Annotated in this window: 21 protein-coding genes; 12 read left to right on the top strand and 9 right to left on the bottom strand. The window is 50.7% G+C overall.

Features of this window, described 5'->3' with window-relative positions; genetic code table 11:
* Window positions 1-14: 14 nt before the first annotated feature.
* From infA to trxB, 4 genes are all read right to left on the bottom strand, one after another.
* Entirely contained in the window at window positions 15-233 is a 219-nt protein-coding gene (gene infA / locus ACYZYZ_RS02980; protein WP_305170974.1) for a translation initiation factor IF-1, read from the bottom strand.
* Window positions 234-301: 68 nt separating this feature from the next.
* On the bottom strand, window positions 302-1,024 hold the full coding sequence (locus ACYZYZ_RS02975) for an arginyltransferase (protein WP_461483201.1): 723 nt from the start codon (window positions 1,022-1,024) through the stop codon (window positions 302-304).
* Window positions 1,025-1,051: 27 nt separating this feature from the next.
* Window positions 1,052-1,771 carry a leucyl/phenylalanyl-tRNA--protein transferase gene (gene aat / locus ACYZYZ_RS02970; protein ID WP_461483200.1) on the bottom strand — a complete coding sequence of 240 codons (720 nt, stop codon included), beginning with the start codon at window positions 1,769-1,771 and terminating at the stop codon, window positions 1,052-1,054.
* Window positions 1,772-1,778: 7 nt separating this feature from the next.
* Window positions 1,779-2,729: a thioredoxin-disulfide reductase gene (gene trxB, locus ACYZYZ_RS02965; protein ID WP_305170971.1), complete on the bottom strand. Its 951-nt coding sequence runs from the start codon at window positions 2,727-2,729 to the stop codon at window positions 1,779-1,781.
* Window positions 2,730-2,942: 213 nt separating this feature from the next.
* Between trxB and ACYZYZ_RS02960 the strand changes: the two genes are divergently transcribed.
* From ACYZYZ_RS02960 to gorA, 7 genes are read left to right on the top strand one after another with little or no spacing between them, the layout of a single operon-like run.
* The gene (locus tag ACYZYZ_RS02960) at window positions 2,943-5,279 is read left to right on the top strand and encodes a DNA translocase FtsK (protein WP_461483211.1); all 2,337 of its coding nucleotides are present in this window, start codon (window positions 2,943-2,945) and stop codon (window positions 5,277-5,279) included.
* Window positions 5,280-5,313: 34 nt separating this feature from the next.
* The gene (gene lolA, locus ACYZYZ_RS02955) at window positions 5,314-5,937 is read left to right on the top strand and encodes an outer membrane lipoprotein chaperone LolA (protein ID WP_305170970.1); all 624 of its coding nucleotides are present in this window, start codon (window positions 5,314-5,316) and stop codon (window positions 5,935-5,937) included.
* Window positions 5,930-7,261: a replication-associated recombination protein A gene (locus ACYZYZ_RS02950; RefSeq protein ID WP_461483199.1), complete on the top strand. Its 1,332-nt coding sequence runs from the start codon at window positions 5,930-5,932 to the stop codon at window positions 7,259-7,261. The genes lolA and ACYZYZ_RS02950 overlap by 8 nt, the downstream gene beginning before the upstream one ends.
* Complete coding sequence (crcB, locus tag ACYZYZ_RS02945) at window positions 7,258-7,632, top strand: fluoride efflux transporter CrcB (protein WP_305170968.1); 375 nt, start codon at window positions 7,258-7,260, stop codon at window positions 7,630-7,632. The genes ACYZYZ_RS02950 and crcB overlap by 4 nt, the downstream gene beginning before the upstream one ends.
* A gap of 15 nt (window positions 7,633-7,647) precedes the next feature.
* Complete coding sequence (gene serS / locus ACYZYZ_RS02940) at window positions 7,648-8,934, top strand: serine--tRNA ligase (protein WP_461483198.1); 1,287 nt, start codon at window positions 7,648-7,650, stop codon at window positions 8,932-8,934.
* 28 nt (window positions 8,935-8,962) lie between these two features.
* Complete coding sequence (gene cysG, locus ACYZYZ_RS02935) at window positions 8,963-10,342, top strand: siroheme synthase CysG (RefSeq protein ID WP_461483197.1); 1,380 nt, start codon at window positions 8,963-8,965, stop codon at window positions 10,340-10,342.
* A 23-nt stretch (window positions 10,343-10,365) separates the two neighbouring features.
* Window positions 10,366-11,718, top strand: a complete 1,353-nt coding sequence (gene gorA, locus ACYZYZ_RS02930) for a glutathione-disulfide reductase (RefSeq protein WP_461483196.1) — start codon at window positions 10,366-10,368, stop codon at window positions 11,716-11,718.
* Between the two features lie 37 nt (window positions 11,719-11,755).
* Here gorA and ACYZYZ_RS02925 read toward each other — a convergent pair whose 3' ends face one another.
* Window positions 11,756-13,045, bottom strand: coding sequence for an NAD(P)/FAD-dependent oxidoreductase (locus ACYZYZ_RS02925; RefSeq protein ID WP_461483195.1), 1,290 nt, complete (start codon window positions 13,043-13,045; stop codon window positions 11,756-11,758).
* Window positions 13,046-13,135: 90 nt separating this feature from the next.
* Here ACYZYZ_RS02925 and ACYZYZ_RS02920 point away from each other — a divergent pair, with 90 nt between their 5' ends.
* The gene (locus ACYZYZ_RS02920; protein WP_461483194.1) at window positions 13,136-14,476 is read left to right on the top strand and encodes a glutamine synthetase family protein; all 1,341 of its coding nucleotides are present in this window, start codon (window positions 13,136-13,138) and stop codon (window positions 14,474-14,476) included.
* Window positions 14,477-14,803: 327 nt separating this feature from the next.
* On the opposite strand, the gene ACYZYZ_RS02915 is transcribed toward ACYZYZ_RS02920, so the two are convergent.
* Window positions 14,804-15,154 carry a hypothetical protein gene (locus ACYZYZ_RS02915; RefSeq protein ID WP_461483193.1) on the bottom strand — a complete coding sequence of 117 codons (351 nt, stop codon included), beginning with the start codon at window positions 15,152-15,154 and terminating at the stop codon, window positions 14,804-14,806.
* 379 nt (window positions 15,155-15,533) lie between these two features.
* Here ACYZYZ_RS02915 and ACYZYZ_RS02910 point away from each other — a divergent pair, with 379 nt between their 5' ends.
* From ACYZYZ_RS02910 to ACYZYZ_RS02900, 3 genes are all read left to right on the top strand, one after another.
* A complete protein-coding gene (locus ACYZYZ_RS02910) occupies window positions 15,534-16,028 on the top strand; it encodes a TonB-dependent receptor plug domain-containing protein (protein WP_461483192.1) in 495 nt (164 codons plus the stop codon).
* Window positions 16,012-17,652, top strand: coding sequence for a TonB-dependent receptor plug domain-containing protein (locus ACYZYZ_RS02905; protein ID WP_461483191.1), 1,641 nt, complete (start codon window positions 16,012-16,014; stop codon window positions 17,650-17,652). The genes ACYZYZ_RS02910 and ACYZYZ_RS02905 overlap by 17 nt, the downstream gene beginning before the upstream one ends.
* 242 nt (window positions 17,653-17,894) lie before the next feature.
* Window positions 17,895-18,581, top strand: a complete 687-nt coding sequence (locus ACYZYZ_RS02900) for an orotate phosphoribosyltransferase (protein ID WP_461483190.1) — start codon at window positions 17,895-17,897, stop codon at window positions 18,579-18,581.
* 119 nt (window positions 18,582-18,700) lie between these two features.
* On the opposite strand, the gene ACYZYZ_RS02895 is transcribed toward ACYZYZ_RS02900, so the two are convergent.
* A complete protein-coding gene (locus ACYZYZ_RS02895) occupies window positions 18,701-18,976 on the bottom strand; it encodes a hypothetical protein (RefSeq protein WP_305170961.1) in 276 nt (91 codons plus the stop codon).
* A 59-nt stretch (window positions 18,977-19,035) separates the two neighbouring features.
* Entirely contained in the window at window positions 19,036-19,854 is an 819-nt protein-coding gene (locus ACYZYZ_RS02890) for a DUF547 domain-containing protein (protein ID WP_305170960.1), read from the bottom strand.
* Window positions 19,855-19,949: 95 nt separating this feature from the next.
* Between ACYZYZ_RS02890 and bioA the strand changes: the two genes are divergently transcribed.
* Window positions 19,950-21,242 (top strand): adenosylmethionine--8-amino-7-oxononanoate transaminase, encoded by a 1,293-nt coding sequence (gene bioA, locus ACYZYZ_RS02885; protein ID WP_461483189.1) that lies wholly within the window; start codon window positions 19,950-19,952, stop codon window positions 21,240-21,242.
* A gap of 25 nt (window positions 21,243-21,267) precedes the next feature.
* Here the strand turns inward: bioA and ACYZYZ_RS02880 are convergent, their stop codons facing one another.
* Window positions 21,268-22,293 carry a tryptophan--tRNA ligase gene (locus tag ACYZYZ_RS02880; protein WP_305170958.1) on the bottom strand — a complete coding sequence of 342 codons (1,026 nt, stop codon included), beginning with the start codon at window positions 22,291-22,293 and terminating at the stop codon, window positions 21,268-21,270.
* Window positions 22,294-22,349 lie beyond the last annotated feature (56 nt).

Below are 22,349 nucleotides of genomic sequence, written 5' to 3'. Positions count from 1 at the left end.
GGGAGTCAGGCAACTCAGCGTGCGCGGTAGGTAATACGTCCCTTGGACAGGTCGTAGGGGGTCAATTCAACTTTGACCTTATCGCCAGTCAGAATGCGGATATAGTTTTTACGCATTTTTCCTGAAATATGAGCGGTCACAATGTGGCCGTTTTCCAGTTTTACTCTGAACGTCGTGTTGGGCAGGGTATCGACCACTTCCCCGTCCATTTCAATATGATCTTCTTTCGCCATTCCGCTTGGATGCTCCAACAGCTGCTTTATATAGGAAGTGGCGCATTCTGCCTGAAAATCAGGCAATGTCAATTCATCAGCTCCCAGCGGTCATTAATTAACAGCTCTAAAGGCTGAAAATTCTTTTTATAGGCCATTTTAGGACTATTTGCGATCCAGTAGCCTAAATAGAGGTAGGGTAACCCTACGTCTCTGGCCAAAACCAGTTCAGCCAGAATCATATAGGTTCCCAGGCTGCGTTTCGGGTGATCGGGGGAGTAGTAGGTGTATATTGCCGAAATCCCATCATTCAGAATATCAATCACACCTGCAGCGATTAACTTGCCTTCGAGCCGAACTTCCAGAACACGACTGTTCTCCCACAAACTACTGATAAAATCACGGTATTGAGCCATTGTAGGCGGGTACATATCACCATCGGCATGACGCTCGGCCAGGTATTGCTCGTAAAGAGGGTAGTGTTCACTTTCATCAATGCTTCTAGCAATGCTAACCGTTAGGTCAGCATTGCGTTTATTGCATCGATTCTGCTGCCGATTAGGCTCAAAATCATTCACAACCAATCTGGCAGGAAGGCAGGCGTTACATGATTTGCAACGGGGGGCGTAGATATAACGACCACTGCGCCGAAAACCGTAGTTGGAGAGGTGGCTGTATAGGGTTTTATCCACTGTAATCGCAGGATCGACAAAGGCTGTAATAGCCTTTTGCCCCTCCAGGTAGCTGCAAGGGTGCGGTTCAGTTAAGAACAGCCTGATCGCTCTAACATCTGGCGTAATATCCCGTGACATCGCTATAATTTCTCACATTTACTCTGTCTACATAAGCTTAGACAACTCATTTGCAGGATCAATACTACTCCAGTCTATAGTTTTGTCCCGCAGACTATTCAGTCGTGCTAGAAACTCCCGTCGTGGAATCGTCTCTGCACCCATTGAAACCAGGTGAGCGTTGCTGACCTGGCAATCAATCAGGCAATCTGGGCTTTGCGACTGTAACATCGCGGCAAGCGCTACCAGCGCGACCTTGGAGGCATCTTTTTCACGGCTGAACATGGATTCACCGCAAAATAGCTGTCCCACCATGATGCCATAGAGGCCACCCACTAGTTGGAGACCGTCCCAAACCTCAACAGAGTGTGCATGACCCCCGCGGTGCATTGCAAGGTAGGCTTGGCGCATTTCATCAGTAATCCAGGTGCCTGAATTACTGCTACTACGAGGTGATGCACAACTGTCGATCACTTGCTGGAAATCGCTATCCGTACGTATCTCCCAACAACGTCGACGCCAGCTCTTTCGCAGAGAGCGGGAAATTCTGATGTGCTTGGGAAACAGAACCGCTCGGGGGTCTGGAGACCACCACAACAAAGGCTGGCCAGCCTCATACCAGGGAAATATACCCTGATAATAAGCGGATAAAAGCGTACTGGTGGAAAGGTTCCCGCCGACGGCCAGCAGGCCGTCGGGTTCCCTTAAGGCATACTCGGGGGGAGGGAAGATTGGGTTGTTATCATTCAGTCGCGTCAGTTCGTGCAAAGTCGGTCTACTCTATGGCATCCAGATATTTTTCAGCATCCAGGGCGGCCATACAGCCGGAACCGGCTGAGGTAACTGCCTGGCGGTAGACATGGTCTGCCACATCGCCCGCGGCAAAGATGCCTTCAACACTGGTGGCGGTAGCATTGCCATGGCTACCACTCTGAATGGTGATATAGCCATTTTTCATCGCCAGTTTGTCGACAAAAATATCTGTGTTCGGTTTGTGCCCAATGGCAATAAAGACACCGCTAACTTCAATTTCTGACATCTGGCCATCTTCTGTGCTTTTCAGGCGCAGACCTGTGACTCCAGCATCGTCGCCCAGCACCTCATCAAGGGTATGGTTCCAAAGCAATTTGACGTTGCCGTTTTTCGCCTTTTCAAACAGTTTGTCCTGCAGAATTTTTTCCGAGCGAAGACTGTCGCGACGGTGCACCAGCGTGACCTCACTACAGATATTAGATAGATACAGCGCCTCTTCAACAGCTGTGTTACCACCGCCGATCACGGCCACTTTCTGATTGCGGTAGAAAAATCCATCGCAGGTTGCACAGGCGCTGACACCGCGGCCCATAAAAGCTTCTTCAGAAGGCAGGCCAAGGTATTGTGCTGAGGCACCTGTAGCGATGATTAACCCATCGCAGGTATATTCATTGCTGCCTTTCAGTTTGAAGGGGCGATTGCTGAAGTCCACTTCTTCGATGTGATCAAAAATGATTTTCGTGTCAAAGCGTTCTGCATGAGCCTGCATTCTAACCATCAAGTCGGGGCCCTGAAGTCCCTCCACATCGCCAGGCCAGTTGTCGACCTCCGTGGTGGTGGTCAACTGGCCGCCCTGTTGCATCCCGGTGATAACAACCGGATTGAGGTTCGCGCGGGCAGCGTAAATCGCTGCGGTATAGCCGGCAGGGCCTGACCCCAGAATGATCAGTTTATGATGTTGTGTCTCAGCCATGGTTAATATTCCAGATCAGATGTTTTTAATTTGGGCACTATCATAATGAAAGGTCTATAAGAGACAAAATAGCATTTCACTATTGTCCGAATATAGTGAACTAATCCGGATTTGGGTTGCTGGTATTTCCATCTACTGCCATTACAATAGCATTCACATGTATAACTGCCGGGTTCTCCGTTGAGTAAAGCCAAACAGCCTCAAAAAAAGCCGGTGCCTGATGAAGGGCACCCGCCATCGCGCGTCAAATTGATTCTGCGTGAAGGAGCCCTGATCAGTTGGCTGGCCATTTGTGCCTATTTGTTACTTGCATTTGTTAACTATTCTCCCAGCGATCCCGGTTGGTCCAATACCGGAAATGTCGACGTTGTCGAAAACGCCGCCGGACCGATGGGTGCATGGTTGGCTGATGTGTTTTTCTCCTTGTTCGGCTATATCGCGTATCTTTTTCCTTTGCTGTTGGCGGTACGGGCCTGGCATGTATTCCGTGCCCATCGTGAGCAGGGGGCAGAATTTGATGGATTAGTCTTCGCTCTGCGAATTCTGGGCCTGGTGTTGGTCATGGTGTGTGCAACCTCGCTAGCGGCTCTGCAGTATGGCGCGATGTCGACGCCGTTGCCTTTCGGTATCGGGGGTATTCTTGGCTCATCTGTTGCCAATGCCGCTGCAACAGCATTCAGCTACGTGGGCAGCACACTGCTGCTGTTAGCGGTGTTCCTGTTCGGTTTGACCGTGTTTACCGATCTGTCCTGGTTGGCGGTAATTGATGGAGCAGGGCGCTTAACCCTGCGTGGGGTTGAGAGACTCAGGCAGGGGGTTTCTAACTACCGGGTTCGCCGTGAAGAAAACAGACAGGCTGAAGTCGCCCAGCAACACCGCAAGGATGTGAAGGCCAAGCGAGCCGAAAAAGATGCAAGCAGGATTCCGCCCACTATCAAGGCGTTGCCAAAACGTGAAGTGCCGAGCGTCCGTGTTGAAAAGGAAAAACAGGTTTCGCTGTTTGATGAACCGGTCAGCGGGGGATTACCCGCTATCAACCTGCTGGATAAAAATGATGGCAGTCATAATCGGGGCTATTCCAAGGAATCGTTGGAAGCCATGTCCAAGCAACTGGAGCTTAAGCTACAGGATTTCGGTATTAGTGCTGAAGTTGTCGAGGTATTGCCTGGCCCGGTGGTGACAAGCTTTGAGATACAGCCTGCCGCTGGTGTCAAAGTTAGCCGTATCAGTAATCTTGCCAAAGATCTGGCACGTTCACTGGCGGTGGTCAGTGTGCGGGTTGTTGAAGTGATTCCTGGCAAATCGGTGGTAGGCATTGAAATCCCCAATGAACACCGTGAAATGGTCAGACTGAGTGAAGTGCTATCCTCGGAAACCTATGAAAGCGCTAAATCTTCTCTGACCCTGGCGCTTGGGCACGATATTTCCGGGTTGCCGGTGGTCGCTGATCTGGCAAAAATGCCTCACCTACTGGTGGCTGGAACAACCGGCTCAGGCAAGTCAGTCGGTATCAATGTGATGCTGCTGAGCTTGCTGTATAAAGCCAGCCCGGAAGATGTGCGTCTGATACTGGTCGACCCCAAAATGCTAGAGCTGTCAGTCTATGACGGTATCCCGCATCTGTTGACGCCAGTGATCACCGATATGAAAGATGCTGCCAGTGGTCTGCGCTGGTGTGTAGGTGAAATGGAGCGGCGCTATAAATTGATGGCTGCGATGGGCGTGCGCAACCTCGCAGGCTATAACCGCAAAATTGCCGATGCCGCTGCAGCAGGGAACCCGATACCGGACCCTCTCTGGCAGCCAGATGAGCACGCCAGCCTGTTTGCTGAAGACGGAGAAGGGCAGGTAGCCCCCAGTCTGGAAAAACTGCCCTATATCGTCGTTGTGATTGACGAATTTGCCGACATGATGATGATCGTTGGCAAGAAGGTAGAACAGTTGATCGCACGTATTGCCCAGAAGGCCCGGGCAGCCGGTATTCACCTGATACTGGCGACTCAGCGCCCTTCTGTCGATGTAATTACCGGGTTGATCAAGGCCAATGTGCCGACACGTATTGCCTTCCAGGTTTCGTCAAAGATCGACTCCCGTACCATCCTTGATCAGGGTGGGGCAGAACAATTACTTGGTCATGGAGACATGCTATATCTGCCACCGGGAACCAGTGTCCCTATTCGTGTACACGGCGCCTTTGTGGATGACCACGAGGTGCACAGGGTAGTGGCTGACTGGAAACGGCGCGGGGAACCCGAATATCTTGAAGATATTCTTGATGAAGTGGCTATCAGTAACATCCAGGTCCCCGGCTATACGACTGAAGGTGGAGAAGGTGGTGAAGACGCAGAATCGGACCCTCTTTACGATGAAGCCGTCGCCTTTGTGTTACAAACACGTAAAGCCTCCATATCGTCCGTGCAACGCAAACTGCGTATCGGTTATAACCGTGCTGCCAGACTTATCGAGCAAATGGAGGCCTCTGGCGTTGTTAGTGAGATGGGAACCAATGGCAACCGGGAAGTACTGGCTCCGGGACCAGGGCGTGATTAACTTGCCATCAACAACTGTCTGCGGTTTTAACGCAATGATTCGAACATTATTCACCGGTTTATTGCTCACGATGTCTGCCATCTGTTATGCGGGCGGGCAGCCGGCGGACGGTGAACTGCGGATACGTATGAGTGATCTGGAGAGCCTTTCGGCCGACTTCGAACAAACGGTCTATGCTGCCGAGGGTGACATTGTGCAACAGGCTAGTGGACATATGCTGGCGGCACGGCCGGGCAGGGTCAGATGGAATACCGATGCACCCTTTGAACAGTTGATCGTCACCAACGGCAAAACATTGTGGTTGTATGATCCTGACCTTGAGCAGGTCACCATCAAACCATTTGATGCTGATCTCGGTAAAACGCCAGCAGTTCTATTTATTGGCGACCTAGAAGCCCTGGAAGACAGCTATAGCGTGTCTCTGGAAGAAGAGGGTACGTCAGCACTGTTTACACTACTGCCCAATAAAGCAGACAGCCTCTACGAAAAAGTCACACTTCGATTTGAGGGGCTCTCACCCGTGACCATGGCACTGTGGGATACACTGGGCCAGAAAACCGATATTCATTTTGATAATCTCCAGCGCAATCCCCCATGGACAGTTGATCAGTTCATGTTCATCCCCCCGGAAGGGGTAGATATTATCGGCGATGAGTAGGGACCTGTTCAGTCGCGATATCGGGCAACCTTTGGCGGCCAGAATGCGCCCGCGCACGCTGGAGGAGTTCAGCGGTCAGGCTCACCTGGTGGATACCGGAAAATCTCTGCGGGAGGCCATTCAGGCCGGTCAGCTCCATTCCATGGTTTTATGGGGCCCCCCAGGGGTTGGCAAGACAACCCTGGCGAGAATTATTGCAGACTCCGTTGACGCCCATCTGGAATCAGTTTCCGCTGTTCTTGCTGGGGTTAAGGAAATTCGTGCCGCTGTGGCAAAAGCTCAGGAGGAGCGTGACATCCACGGGCGCCAGACCATTCTATTCGTCGATGAAGTGCATCGCTTCAACAAGTCACAGCAGGATGCCTTCTTGCCCTATGTGGAAGATGGCACAGTAGTACTAATCGGAGCCACCACAGAAAACCCCTCGTTTGAACTCAACAATGCGCTGCTTTCCCGCTGTCGTGTCTACGTTCTGCGAAGTCTTGAACAGAAAGACATTATCGCAATTTTGCGCCGCGCCCTGGTCGATGAACGTGGCCTTGGAGATCGTCAGTTATCTATTGCTGACGATGCCCTGGAGTTACTCGCCAGTGCAGCCGATGGTGATGCCCGCAAGGCTTTAAACCTGCTGGAAATTGCCAGTGACCTCGCCATGGGAAAAACCATCGACAGGGCAGTGATTGAAGAGGTGCTGGTCAGTGATACTCGGCGCTTTGATAAAGGAGGCGAATATTTTTACGATCAGATTTCCGCTCTCCACAAGGCGGTAAGAGGGTCTTCGCCCGATGCAGCACTGTACTGGTATGCCCGTATGCTGGATGGGGGCTGTGACCCCCTCTATATTGCAAGGCGGGTTGTCAGAATGGCCAGCGAAGATATTGGTATTGCCGATCCACGTGCACTCACTTTGGCATTGAACGCTTGGGATACCCAAGAGCGGTTGGGGAGCCCGGAGGGAGAGCTGGCCCTGGCGCAGGCGGTGGTTTATATGGCTGCAGCACCAAAAAGTAATGCCGTCTACCAGGCATTTAACCGTGTCCGCGCTGATATCCGCCAGATGCCTACCTATGATGTACCACTTCACCTGCGCAATGCGCCTACAAAATTGATGAAAGAGCTGGATTACGGGGCAGAATACCGCTATGCCCACGACGAACCAGGTGCATATGCGCCGGGGGAGTGCTACTTTCCCCCGGAATTGAAAGACAGTCGTTATTACTTCCCGACTGAGCGGGGGCTGGAAAAACAGATCGCTGAAAAACTCGATCACTTGCGCGGCCTCGACAAACAGAGTCCGGTAAAACGATATGAGGATGCTGAATGATGCAGTGGGTGATGGTGGCAGTCGGCGGCGCCCTGGGGGCAATGGGGCGCTTCGGTGTCAATGCGTTGATCTATCCCACGATGGGTGGGCGATTCCCGATGGGGACACTGGTGGTGAACGTGGTTGGCTCCGTACTCATGGGGATGTTTTATGTACTGATTATCGAGCGTGGTGTGCTGCCAGCAGAGTTGCGCAATTTACTGATGGTGGGGTTTCTTGGCGCCTTCACCACATTCTCTACGTTCTCGCTTGATAGCCTCGCTTTGTGGCAAAATGGCCACCTTGCGTTGGCGGCCGCCTATGTCGCCCTGAATCTTGTGTTGTGTCTTGCGGGAACGCTGGGCGCCATTGTATTGACCCGATTGTTTTAGGAATATTCCCCTCCCATGTTGGATCCAAAACTGGTTCGTTCAGAGCCACAGACCATTGCCGCTGCGCTTGCCGTGAAAGGTTTCACCCTGGATGTTGATAAACTGAACGAATGGGAAGCTTCCCGTAAGGAGCTCCAGGATAAAGCCCAGTCACTGCAGGCTGAGCGAAATGCCTACGCAAAGTCCATGGGTAAAGCCATTGGTGAAGCCAAGGCTAAAGGGGAAGATATTGAGCCCCTCAAGGCAAAAGGGGAGGCCCTGAAACTAGCCTGTAGCGAGGCAGAAACTGCACTGGCGAGCGTTCAGCAACAACTCGACGCGTACCTGAGCGGTGTGCCCAACACTCCGGACCCCGTGGTGCCACAGGGTGCGACTGAGGATGATAACGTCGAAATTCGTCGCTGGGGTGAGCCTCGGGAATTCGACTTCGATGTAAAGGACCATGTGGATCTGGGCGCCAGTCTCGGGCTGCTGGATTTTGAAACAGCCACCAAGATCACCGGTTCCCGCTTTGCGGTCATGAAGGGCGAAATCGCCCGCCTGCACCGTGCCCTGATTCAGTTTATGCTCAACACCCACACTGGGGAGCACGGCTATCAGGAAATCAATGTGCCCTACGTGGTGAATAGCGATTCCCTATATGGCACCGGGCAGCTACCCAAATTTGAAGAAGATCTGTTCAAACTGACGGATGACCGGGATTTTTACCTGATTCCTACCGCCGAAGTGCCGGTGACCAATGTGTTCCGGGATGAAATCATCGACGCCGCTCAATTGCCGGTTAAATTTGCCTGTCATACCCCCTGTTTCCGTAGCGAAGCAGGCAGTTATGGCAAGGACACCCGGGGCATGATTCGCCAGCACCAATTTGAAAAAGTGGAACTGGTACAATTTGTCCGTCCTGAAGAATCAACTGAGACCCTTGAGCAGCTCACCGGTCATGCTGAGGCAATCTTGCAGAAACTCGGCTTACCGTATCGCACCATTATTCTTTGTGGTGGCGATCTGGGCTTCTCTTCTGCCCGCACTTACGACATTGAGGTGTGGTTGCCATCCCAGCAACTTTACCGGGAAATCTCTTCCTGCAGTAATTTTCGTGACTTTCAGGCCCGCCGCCTGAAGGCCCGCTGGCGCAACCCTGAAACCGGCAAGCCCGAGTTGCTACATACGCTCAACGGTTCAGGGCTGGCCGTGGGTCGTGCGCTGCTGGCAGTGATGGAAAACTATCAACAAGCCGATGGCAGTATTGCCATCCCTGAGGTGTTGCAACCCTACATGGGTGGCCAGACCGCTATTGGCTGAACACTTCCTTCTGGGCCAGACTTAAGCTATGGATCTCTTGCCGCTTTTTCACAATCTCCGCGGCCGTCGCTGTCTGGTAGTCGGGGGAGGGGACGTCGCTCTGCGTAAATTGCGTCAGCTGGCCGATGCTGGTGCCTCCATTGAAGTAGTTGCTCCTCAGGTCAATCAGGCCATCCGCGAAATGGCAAAAAATCAGACTCTGAACTTTCTGGAGCGTCCTTTTGCCGAAGATGACATTGCGGGTGCGGTATTGGTGGTAGCTGCCACCAATGACGATACTGTCAATGCTCAGGTCTCACAGCTTGCCCAGGCTGCCAATATTCCTGTCAACGTAGTGGATAGTCCGGGGCTGTGTACCGTGGTGTTCCCCTCCATTGTCGATCGCTCACCTGTACAGATCGCCATCAGTAGTGGCGGCAATGCTCCGGTGTTGGCCCGTATGTTACGTACTCGCCTGGAGGCACTCATCCCATCCGGTTACGGCAAGTTGGCAGCTTTGGCAGGCAAGTACCGAGACAGAGTAAAGACCCGATTTCACAGCGGTCTTGATCGCAAAGCGTTCTGGGAAAATGTGTTTGAGGGAGATATTGCTGAGCTGGTCTACTCAGAACGTCTAAAAGAGGCGGATCAGCGTCTCGAGCAGCGCCTCGAGCAAGATCAGCCTTCCAGCGTCGGTGAAGTCTATCTGGTGGGCGGTGGTCCGGGTGATCCCGACCTGCTGACCTTCCGGGCCCTGCGTTTGATGCAGAAAGCCGATATCGTGCTTTACGATCGCCTGGTGTCGAAAGAGGTAATGGCGCTGGTGCGTAGAGATGCCGAACTCATCTATGTGGGCAAAACTGCTGGTGATCATCCTGTCACCCAGGAAAATATCAATGAAAAACTTGCGGAATATGCCCTGCAGGGCAAGCGAGTGCTGCGCCTAAAAGGCGGGGATCCCTTTATTTTTGGGCGTGGCGGCGAGGAAATTGCCCATTTGGCAGAACGGGGTGTGCCATTTCAAGTGGTCCCTGGAATCACCGCCGCTTCGGGTTGTGCCAGTTATGCCGGCATTCCGCTGACCCATCGGGATTATGCCCAGTCCGTGCGCTTTATCACGGGACACTTAAAGGACCATTCTCTCGACCTCAACTGTCAGGATCTGGTGTCAGCCAATCAGACTCTGGTGTTCTATATGGGGCTCAGTGGCTTGGAGAGCATCTGCAAGGAGCTGATTGCACGTGGCAAGTCAGCCACGACGCCAGCCGCCCTGGTGGAAAAGGGCACAACGGCTCGCCAGCGTGTATTTATCGGCAATCTGACCACGTTACCGGACATCGTGCGTAAGGCCGAAGCCAAAGCCCCGACCTTGATCATCGTGGGTGATGTGGTCAAACTTCATGATCAGTTGTCCTGGTTCAAGGGCTAAACACGGCTTTAAGGAGAATACCCATGGCCAATTATGACGTTGACCTGTTTGTCATCGGTGCGGGCTCCGGTGGGGTGCGTACCGCCCGTATGTGTGCTCAACGGGGGTTGCGCGTGGTGGTTGCCGAGGCCCAGCACCTCGGCGGCACCTGCGTTAACGTCGGCTGTGTACCCAAAAAGCTGTTTGTTTATGCGTCATCTTTTGCTGAGGAATTCCGTGCCGCCAAGGGCTTTGGATGGCAATTGGGTGAATCCGAGTTTGACTGGCCTACGTTGCGGGACAATAAAAATCGCGAGATTGAACGCCTCAATGGTATTTACGGCAACCTACTGGATAACTCCGGTGTTGAACTGGTGACAGGTTGGGCAAAAGTTGTTGGTCCACACGAAGTCGAGGTCAACGGTCGGGTCTACCAATGTAAAAATATTCTTATTGCCACTGGTGGCACTCCATTTGTGCCCAGCTTTCCTGGTAGTGAACTGGCCATTACCTCTAACGACGCCTTTTACCTTGAGAGTCTTCCAGAACGTATTGTGATTGTCGGTGGTGGTTATATCGCGGTGGAGTTTGCTGGCATCTTCAACGGTTTGGGAGTGGAAACACATCTACTGTACAGAGGGCCTCTATTCCTGCGGGGATTTGATGAGGATGTTCGAAACACCCTCAAAGAAGAAATTGAAAAACAAGGAGTTAAGATACATTTTTCAACCGATATCGAGAAGATTGAGACGATTGAAAACGGCTACTCTGCGCTGCTTAACAACGGTGAAAGCATTGAGGCGGGCCTGATTATGTACGCGACCGGCCGTCGTCCACTGATCGACGGGCTGGGGCTCGAAAACACCGCCGTTGAATGCCGTGACAATGGTTCAATTGTGGTGGATGACTATTTCCAGACTGCAGAACCTTCAATTTTTGCCATAGGTGATGTGATCGGGCGTGTAGAGCTGACACCGGTAGCTATTACCGAAGGTATGGCACTTACCAAAAGGCTTACCACAGGCACTCCCACTGCTGTGGATTACAGCAATATTCCAACGGCGATATTCAGCCAGCCGAACAGTGCCTCAGTTGGGTTGACCGAGGCTCAGGCACGGGAACAACACGGCGACGATCTGTCCATTTACCGCAGCCGGTTCCGAGCTATGAAAGAAACCCTTGGTGGTGGAGATGGCAAGGTCTTCATGAAGCTCATCGTTCAGCGTTCCACGGATCGCGTGATTGGTTGTCACATGGTGGGGGAGAGCGCCGGGGAAATTATCCAGGGTATGGCTGTCGCCATGAAAGCAGGCGCCACCAAGGCCGATTTTGACGCGACAATCGGTATTCACCCGACAGCCGCCGAAGAGTTTGTGACCATGCGTGAACCCTCCTAAACAGAAAGCACGGCATGAACTATCAATATCTCTTGCTTCAGAACCGGTCCATCAGCGAATAGTAGAGCATGCCGGCCACCATGCCTGGCCAGCGTAGCAGGGTGCCGCCGGGAAATGCCCTGGCAGGTAAACCTGCGAACAATTCAAACTGTTCACTGTTACTGCAGATAGCCTCCGCGATAGCTTTTCCCAGAAAAGTTGCTGTCGGCACACCGTGACCGGAATAACCATGAGCGTAATGGATATTTTGCTGTAGGCGACCCACATGAGGCATACGCTGTAGGGTAATAGCCAGTTTCCCACCCCAGGCATAATCAATGGGAACATCTTCCAGTTGGGGGTATATTGCCAACACGCGCTTTCTGACGATGCCGGGGATATTGCTTGGCAGGGATGACCGATAACTTTCCCCTCCGCCAAAAACAAGGCGGCCATCTTCACTGCAGCGCCAGTAATTAATCACGAAACGTGAGTCCTGAACGGCCAGACGATTGCGAATCAGAGAGTTCGCTAGCCCCTCTCCCAAGGGGGCGGTGGCCACCAGAAAATTGTTGATGGGCATGATCTTGCCGGATATACGTGGTTCGAGATTACCCAGGTAGCCATTGCACGCCAGCACCAGGTGTTTGGCCCTGACGGTAGAGCCATTGGCTGTGGAAACCGTAATATCCTGCCCTTGGCTACGGTATGACACTACAGGGCTACATTCGAACAGTTGCGCGCCAGCTGTTTTGGCGGCCTGTGCTAGACCCAATGCATAGTTCAGTGGGTGGAGGTGCATGGAAGCGGTATCGTGCAGTCCGCCGTAAAATACAGAAGTTCCCAGCAGCTCAGAGACTTCATCCCTGGAAATGGCGCGTGCCTGGGTGTAACCATAGCGTTGCTGAAGAAAATCGACTTCTGCGCGAAAATCTGCTGTGTAGCGCGGTTTGTGAGCCACATGCAGGATGCCTTTCTGGAGATCACAATTGATGCGATGTTGCTCGATCAATGTTTTAACCAGTGCCACAGCGTCCAGCCCGGCTTGCCAAAGCTTTGCGGCAATGGCTGCGCCATACAGTTTTTCCAGATCCTCCTGGTGGCGTCGTTGACCCGTGCCCACATGACCGCCATTGCGGCCCGAGGCACCACTGGCAATGTGGTGAGAATCTAGAACGGCCACCTTGCAGCCAGCTTCACTCAAGTGCAGCGCGGTGGATAAACCGGTATAACCACCGCCGATAATACAGACATCAACGGCGATATCCTCGCCCAGAACGGGACACGACAAGTCGTAGTGTCGACTGGGTTCATAGTAGCAATCTGGATATTGACGTAGTTTTGTCATGACCTGGCCCAATCACAGAGAAATCGCGCTAATTTAAATAAATAATTAGGTATACACTACCATGCAGCAGGTAAATTTAAGGGTTTTGCAATGCAGGAAGATCAGGAGCTGGCTGATTGGCTGAAGGCCAATAATATCAGTGAAGTGGAATGTCTGGTGCCGGATATGACAGGCTCGGCCCGTGGCAAGTTTATCCCGGCGAACAAATTTCTCAAGGAGGAGAGCCGGTTGCCCGAGAGTATTCTGGTACAGACTGTAACCGGAGATTTTAGTGATCGCTTTTGGGGCGTCTATAGTTCCAGTGATGGCGATATGATTCTGGAACCTGACCTTTCAGCGGTTCGCAAAGTGCCCTGGGCTAACGAATCCACAGCACAGATCATCCACAACTGTTTTGACAAGGATGGCAACCCGCATCCGCTTTCCACGCGCAACGTCCTGAAAAAGGTTTTGGATCTTTATGCGCAGGAGGGGTGGCATCCTATCGTAGCCCCCGAAGTAGAGTTTTACCTGATCGAACGCAATCTCGACCCAGATGTTGAACTGAAGCCGCCAACAGGGCGCTCGGGCCGTCCTGAGACAGCACGTCAATCCTACAGCATTGATGCTGCAAATGAATTCGAGCCCTTTGTTGAAGATATGTATAACTACTGCAACGTGATGGAGCTGGATGTCGATACGTTGATTCACGAATCTGGACCAGCACAACTGGAAATCAATTTTCTGCATGGTGATGCGCTGGATCTTGCTGATCAGGTATTCATCTTCAAGCGCACCATCCGCGAAGTGGCCATGAGGCACAATATCTACGCCACCTTCATGGCCAAGCCTATGAAGAATGAGCCGGGGAGCGCCTTGCATCTGCACCAGAGCATTAACGATCAAGACGGCAAGAATATTTTTTCCACCGAAACGGGCGAGGAGAGTGATTACTTCCGCTGGTACATTGGTGGATTACAGAAATATTCAAATAGCGTGATTTCCTTTTTTGCACCAAACGTCAACTCTTACCGGCGTTTCACAAAAGATGTATCAGCCCCCATCAATCTATGCTGGGGTTATGACAATCGTACGGCCGGTTTACGTATCCCGGACTGTACACCGGCTTCACGACGCATTGAAAACCGCTTTCCGGGAGCCGATGTAAATCCCTATCTGGCGGTGGCGGCATCTCTGGCCTGCGGTTACCTGGGAATCAAAAACCGTATAGACCCGACCCCTCCACACAGTGGTAACGCCTACGAGGAAGAGATCATGCTTCCCAGAAGCTTGGAGGAGGGTATTCGCGCGCTGGATGAGTGCGATGAGATAAAGGAAATCTTCGGTGAGCTTTTTGTGATGGCTTATACCGACGTCAAACTGGAAGAGTTTGAGGCTTTTATTCGTGTGATTAGCTCTTGGGAGCGTGAATTTCTGCTGCTCTCCGTTTGAATGCCAATAACGGGGCAAGTATGGGTCCAACCGAGCCCCTTGCTTTTGTTTTGGGTTGCCGTGTCCCAGACGTACACATATAAACGGATCATCAGGCGGTCATGGATTACTGTTTCTGGGTCGTCTGTTCAATCTACGCCGACAAAATACGTAGGGCAGGTTTTCCATTGAAGGATCGAGGAGTAATGATAATGATCTGGAGTAGGGCATGTATTTCTCGTGATAGATGATTCATCAATATCACGAATCGGGCACGCCTTAATACAATCAATTTTTATACACATCCACCCATATCTGCCCTAACCGTAATAACAAGAGATAAATTAACTACTTAAGTTTATTTCTATGCTTTCTGCACTCCATTGCCGACATGCGGTCTTCGATTTCTCTCATCCTTTTTCGCCAATATTCCATCTGCGAGCTTGAGCCACCTTTTCGTCGCAGGTATTGGTAATACTTTTTATCATTTTTTAGGTTTTGGCAGGCCGCCAAGCTACCTTGCGGGTCTCCAGCATGAGCATGGTTTGGCAAACTAATTGCCACACCACAGCTGACACCAATTACAACCAGAACCATGTATTTCCTTACACTTCGCATATAGCTCTCCTTAGCGATGGATTTTTGATGTGGATTGCCGATGACAATCGGTTTGGTGTATGGGCTGAATTTCGCATGCATGACCACCTGGACGGTGGTGTGGACCAACTGGGAGATCCACGCTGGTCGTCTGCACTGTAATGATTTGTCCTTGAGTCATTGGTGGAATCGTTAAACTTGAGAATGCCGCTTTATGGCGTAACGAACTACAAAACCATTGAACCCGTTGCACAGGCTGCCAACCTGACAAACGTCTTGACCCTGCATAACGCGTCAATAGCTAGGCAACTTCTCGATTTCGGTCTTACCCGCCCCAGACCAAATTGCGCATAATGTATATTATGTTAAATATAGTAAATTATATGCAGTAGTTGGGCATGCGACAATTTGTCACATGTTCCCCTCTTAACAACCTTCTTAAAATGCTGCCCAAAATTTGCTCCCCTATTAAGGATTTATTTTGACTCTATTCATGCATACGCCATCTACAAAACGCTTTTCACATACTGCCCTGGCGATGGCCATTGCTGCCACTTCGTCGTGGTCGGTATTCTCGCAAGAAATCACAGAAGAGATTCTACTGATCAAGCCACAACAGTCTGTACCAATCACCACTGGTGATTCTGCTGCGGTATTAAAAGAAGAAGGTGTCGAGTTCTACTCTGCCGGAGGCATAGGAAAACTGCCTGTTATACGCGGCATGAATGGCGATCGGGTAAAAGTCCTAATAGATGGTAGTGAAATTACATCATCCTGCGCTAACCATATGAATCCACCCCTGTCCTACATAGACTCAAGCCGCATAGAATCGGCCATAGTACTATCAGGCATCACACCGGTAAGCAGTGGTGGCGACAGTTTTGCCGGTACTATTTTAGTTACATCCCAAACTCCCATCTACTCCACCTCCGACAAACTTCATATACAGGGTAGTATCGGTGCTTTTTTATCGTAGCAATGGGCAACATCATGGCGAGTTCCTTAATACCACGATCGCCAGTGATAACCTCAGCTTGAACTACACCGGTAGTCTAGACCGATCCGCCACGTATCGTGATGGAGACGGCGACAAGGTTCTTGACACCCTTTATCGCTCCGAAAGCCATGCCATTACGATTGGTGCCAAAGGCCAAGATCAGGAGGTAATTGTTAAGCTTACTCACCAAGAAGTGCCTTATCAGGGCTTTCCAAATCAGTACATGGATATGGTCGGCAATAAAAGCAACGGGGTTAGCGTCAACTACTTGCGTGATTTCAACTGGATTAAGCTCGATGCCCTATTCAGTTGGAACGATGTCGAGCACGAAATGGGGTTTTTTACCAAGGAGAAGACCGGCACCATGCCTATGAGCACGGACGGTAGGGACGTTGGTTATGTCATCAAGGCTGAATTTCCCCTCACCGAGCAATATACCCTGCGTGTCGGTAATGAATATCATCATTACAAGTTGGATGACTGGTGGCCAGCCGTGCCTGGTTCAATGATGATGGGGCCTGACACCTATGTAAATATTAACGATGATGAGCGTGACCGCTATGCTCTGTGGGCTGAGTCTGAATACCGCATCAATCCCCAATGGACCACTGTGGCGGGCATTCGCTATGAACACGTCATTACTGACACAGATGACGTCCAGCCCTACAACACCATGCCGATGATCATGATGTCCACCAACCTCGATGCAGTTGCAGCAGAGGCATTTAACGGGCGCAATCATAAACAAGTTGACGACAATATTGATCTCTCACTGATGTTTCGCTTTGAACCCTCCACCGAGGAAACCATCGAATTCGGCTACGCTCGCAAGAGCCGCTCTCCCAACCTGTATGAGCGATACTCTTGGGGTAGAAACACTATGGCTATGACCATGATCGGCTGGTATGGCGACGGCAACGGCTATGTAGGGGACATCGATCTGGACCCTGAGATTGCCCACACTCTGAGTGCGTCCTACACCAAACGCTCACAGGATGATAGCTGGGAATTTACCATCAACCCCTACTACACCTATGTAGATGACTTTATTGATGCCACCCAGATCGGAAGTTTTCACCCGAGAATGGTTATGTCAGTCACCCGCCCCCTACTTCAATTCACCAACATCGACGCTGAGTTTTACGGGCTCGATCTGAATGGTTCACGCAGCCTGTGGAACTCATCTGCATGGGGCTCAGGCATCATGCGGGGCCAAATTGCCTACACCCGCGGCAAGCGCAAGGATGGTCCGGAAGATCTTTACCACATAATGCCTCTCAACGTTAAGATTGCCCTCGAGCAGATCCTTGGGCAGTGGACAAATATCCTTGAATTGGAATGGGCGGATAAAAAAGACCAGGTCGACCAGATTCGCCTGGAAAACGATACTGCTAAATACACGCTTCTCAATGCATTCACCGAATACCGCTGGAATTCAACAATCATCAACTTCGGCGTTCGCAACCTGCTGGATGAAAGCTACGACCTGCCCCTCGGCGGCGTGAGCATCGCCCAATGGCGTGACGAAGGCATGGTCGGACAGTTTGATTCACTGGCAGGCCCGGGGCGTTCCGTTGAACTGGGTGTTCGCTACCAGTTCTAACGAACAATCTCATCTCTAGCGACCACCGGTGGCTATACAATATAAAGGGGGCCTATGGCTCCCTTTGTCGCTCAATAGGCCCTATTAGCACTCTATTTGTACCAATTTTACTTGCAGACTGTACCGAAACTGGCTGTTCTGGCAGAATTCCCCCTTCCCACCAATGGTTCACAAATACTCTTAAACAACGCCGTAAAATCTGCCCGGGATTGTTATTCCCGGCAAGTAAAACTGGAGTCTCTATGTCCGTTACTAGCTTTCCTGATCGCGAACTCATCGCGGAAATGACCGCCAAGATGCTGCTTGAAATAGAAGCCATCAATTTCAGACCAAATGATCCATTCAAACTTACTTCAGGAAAAGCCAGCCCAGTCTATATTGATTGTCGCAAGATCATCTCCTTCCCACGTGTTCGCTCCACCATGATGGACTTTGGTGCTTCGACCATTTTGAGAAATATCGGTTTTGAATCCATTGATGCTGTTGCAGGTGGCGAAACTGCCGGTATCCCCTTTGCCGCCTGGCTTGCTGAACGCCTCTCCCTGCCAATGCAGTATGTGCGCAAGAAACCCAAGGGTTTTGGCCGAGATGCACAAATCGAAGGCGACCTGAAGGAAGGTTCACGGGTTCTATTGGTGGAAGACCTGACCACTGACGGTGGCAGCAAAATCAAATTCTGCGAAGCATTGCGTCATGCAGGTGCCGAGGTCAGCGATACTTTTGTTATCTTTTTTTACGATATCTTCCCGGGAACAAGGGAAAAGCTGGCAGATATTGGCGTAAATCTACATTATCTGACCACTTGGCATGACGTATTGAATGTCTGTAAAGCTGAGAACCGTATGGACAACCAATCCATTGCGGAAATTGAGTCTTTCCTTAATGCGCCTGTGGAATGGTCTTTAGCGCATGGCGGTGTTGAAGAATAACCAACACAGTCCAATCAAAAGCGATAAAACCTGTCTCAGGGGCAAACTATATGCGATTGCGTTAGCTTTGCCCCTTAGAGCTCGTCATCGACCTTGATTTTGATTACTGCCACACCAGGTTAGCCAAAGATTGAACTGAATATATCGCCAATAATTTCGAAGATAGAAAGAATACCGTCTAACAGCAATTCAAAAAAGCCTGTAACACATTCAAGTGCACTATCAGCAGCCATTACCGCTGGTCCTGCTATGCCACCAAAGGAAGAAATCAGTACCACTGCTGCTATAAGGTTAAATCCTGCAACTATAACGTAGGTAGTTGCACCGATAAGAGCCAATGAAGATATTGTTCTTAACAATCTAATCCAGATAGATTGTTCTTTTTTTCTTTTCATATCTACACCATAAATAGTGTTATCTGTTAATTAGATATGCAGTGTTTATGAGATTAATTCTAGAAAGAGTTAAGACTGCGATCGTGTATATAATCAATCTTTCCCTGAAACCCTAACAGGTATAGGGCCAACCGATCATCTGCATAGTGTGCAAACACCTTGAGCAGCGCTTTGTCGTCGCGTGCAAAATCTTCTCTGTACTGGCTGAACATACTTGATGCTGTCAAGCGACCATTTTTGAGAGTGACACCATTCTTGTGGTTGATAAACTCTCTGCCCGATTCTTTCAGCAGAGCTTTCACGTTATTACCGGTAAAGGCTACCGGCAACAGTCCGGGACAACTCATATCAGCACAATTCAGTCCGAAATGTACTTTGTGATCTTTCCAGATGGGTCGCAAGATTCGGTTTTCAATATCATTCAGTGAGAGCCATTGTCCAGTCACGCTGACTAATTGGCTGTTCAGGGGGCCCTTTGATGAATGCTTTGAACCGATCTCTGAAAAGCTTTTAACCGGATAGTGGTCACTGATGACCTTCACCGTCAATGCGTTATACAGGTTCAGCCAATACGCTTGCTGCTCCTTGCGGCTGTATTTTCTCGGGTCGGTTGCCGACAGCGTATCGATGTATTTTGATAATGATTTTTTGTCGCTGTGATTCAATTCACCGTAACGGAACCGGTTAACACCGGTTTCTTTTTTTACTACATGGTGCTTTAGGATGTTATCCCACGCTTGGTGATTGATGGCCTCACGGTTCCAGTCGTTAGATTTATCCCAGTAGGCCCAATATTGGCTATCGGTCGCGGCCTGTACATTTGCCACACCCAACAACGTGATAAGAATAAAACTGATGAAAACAGGTTTAAGTGCCATGATCAAAGCCATCTGTTAATTGTCGTTATCCACTTTGGTACCACCAACTTCTGTATCATACAATATCAATCCCCTGGACTGTGAATCACCTCTCCATGAATAAACTTAGCAGGTCCCAAATTACGGCCATTGACCAGCAATATATTTGGCATCCCTACTCTTCCCTGACATCACCGATACCGGCCTATGAGGTCACTTCTGCACACGGTGTTCGCATAGAGCTGTCTGATGGACGACAGCTTATAGACGGTATGTCTTCCTGGTGGTGTGTCATTCATGGTTACAACCACCCTACCCTTAACGCTGCGCTTCATGAGCAGGTCGAACGGGTGTCCCATGTCATGTTTGGCGGCCTCACCCATGAACCCGCCGCCAAGCTTGCCAGAACGCTGGTAGATCTTACACCGACAGGCCTGGAGAAGGTGTTTTTATGTGATTCAGGCTCGGTCAGTGTCGAAGTTGCCATGAAGATGGCCTTCCAGTACTGGCAATCCCGCGGCGTTACTGGAAAAACCCGTCTTTTGAGTCTGCGCAATGGCTATCACGGTGATACCTTCGGGGCGATGTCTGTGTGCGACCCTATTACCGGTATGCATCACCTCTTTCACGATGTGCTGATGCAGCAGGTATTTTCCCAAGCGCCGCGCTGTGGATTCGATGACGATTGGGACGAAGCCTACATTACAGATTTTGAGACACAATTGTCAGGGCACTGCGATGAGCTGGCCGCCGTTATCCTCGAACCGATTGTGCAAGGTGCGGGCGGCATGCGCTTTTATTCGCCCCACTTCCTGCAACGTGTACGTGAACTCTGCGATCAATATGATGTGCTTCTGATCGCCGATGAAATTGCTACAGGATTCGGGCGTACCGGCAAGCTGTTCGCTTGTGAATGGGCGGATATTGCCCCTGATATTATGTGCCTGGGTAAAGCACTTACCGGTGGATATATGACCTTGGCAGCCACACTCTGCACTGAAAAAGTGAGTGATGGCATCTGTCAGGGCGAAGCCGGAGTTTTTATGCATGGCCCGACATTTATGGGCAACCCCCTCGCCTGCGCAGTGGCCAATGCCAGCATAGACCTGCTGTTGTCCAGTGACTGGTCTGAAAGAGTTCAAGACATACAGTCACAGCTTCAGGTTGAACTGGCACACGCACGCGACTTTGCTAATGTAGCTGATGTTCGTGTGTTAGGGGCGATTGGCGTCGTGGAAATGAAACAGGCTGTCGACTTGGCAACCATCCAAAAGGCATTTGTTGATCGAGGGGTGTGGATCAGGCCATTCAGTAAACTGATTTATGTGATGCCCCCCTACATCATCAGTGAAGATGACCTGCAACTGCTCTGCCATGCGATGCTGGAGGTGATAGCCAGCCTTCCCTAGCTGAACTGATTCACTATGATTTTGATTAAACTAAAGGATACAGCCCCACCGCCCTGTTAAGTTTATCCATAAATGGTGTACACACTGCTCTCGCCTTTTCAGCGCCAGCCTTTAACGTGGTTTCGATATAGTCCGGGTTCTCCATAAGCTCGTTGTAGCGCTCACGTGGCTCCCGCAGTTCCTCGTTGATCAACTCGAACAGCTGTTTCTTGGCTTCACCCCAGGCGATGCCATTTTCAAACTCACGACGCATCGCATCCGTTTGCTCCTTGGTGGCAAAAGCGCGCCAAATCTGAAACACGGTGGACGTATCCGGGTCTTTGGGTTCGCCGGGCTCCAATAGGTTGGTGACGATTTTATTAATATGTTTTTTCAGCTGTTTTTCCGGCAGGAAAAGCGGAATCGTGTTGCCATAGCTCTTGCTCATTTTTCGACCATCGAGCCCTTGTAATACCGCCACATGGTCATCCACTACCGCTTCCGGTAACGTGAAATGTTCACCGTAGATGTGGTTGAAACGCTGGCCGATATCCCTGGCCATTTCAATGTGCTGAATCTGATCCCTTCCCACCGGCACTTTAGTGGCGTTGAACATGAGAATATCTGCTGCCATCAACACCGGGTAGGAGAACAATCCCATGGTGATGCCATAATCCGTGTCCTCACCACTGTCCAGATTCTTCTGAACCGAGTCTTTGTAGGCATGTGCACGGTTCATGAGGCCCTTGGCGGCGACACAATTCAGAAACCAGGTTAACTGTGGAATTTCAGGAATATCGGACTGCCGATAGAACACCACATTGTCGGTATTCAAACCCAGTGCCAACCAGGTTGCAGCGATTTCCAGGGTCGACTGGTGGACCTTTTCCGGTTCCTGGCACTTGATCAGCGCATGGAAATCTGCCAGAAAGTAATAGGCATTAACATCCGTATTCTGGCTGGCAGCAATGGCTGGTCGGATAGCACCCACGTAGTTACCCAAGTGGGGCGTGCCGGTTGTGGTTATGCCGGTCAGGACAGTATCGGCTTCGGAAGCTGTGTTGTTATTCATGGGTTGTATCTACAGTTAATACGTCTTTTGGGCGCACATCATACGGATTTCAGCAT

Origin of the sequence: Porticoccus sp., from assembly GCA_023261185.1 — a bacterium.
GTDB lineage: Bacteria > Pseudomonadota > Gammaproteobacteria > Pseudomonadales > Porticoccaceae > Porticoccus > Porticoccus litoralis.
This window is presented reverse-complemented; position numbering and strand designations above follow the sequence as displayed.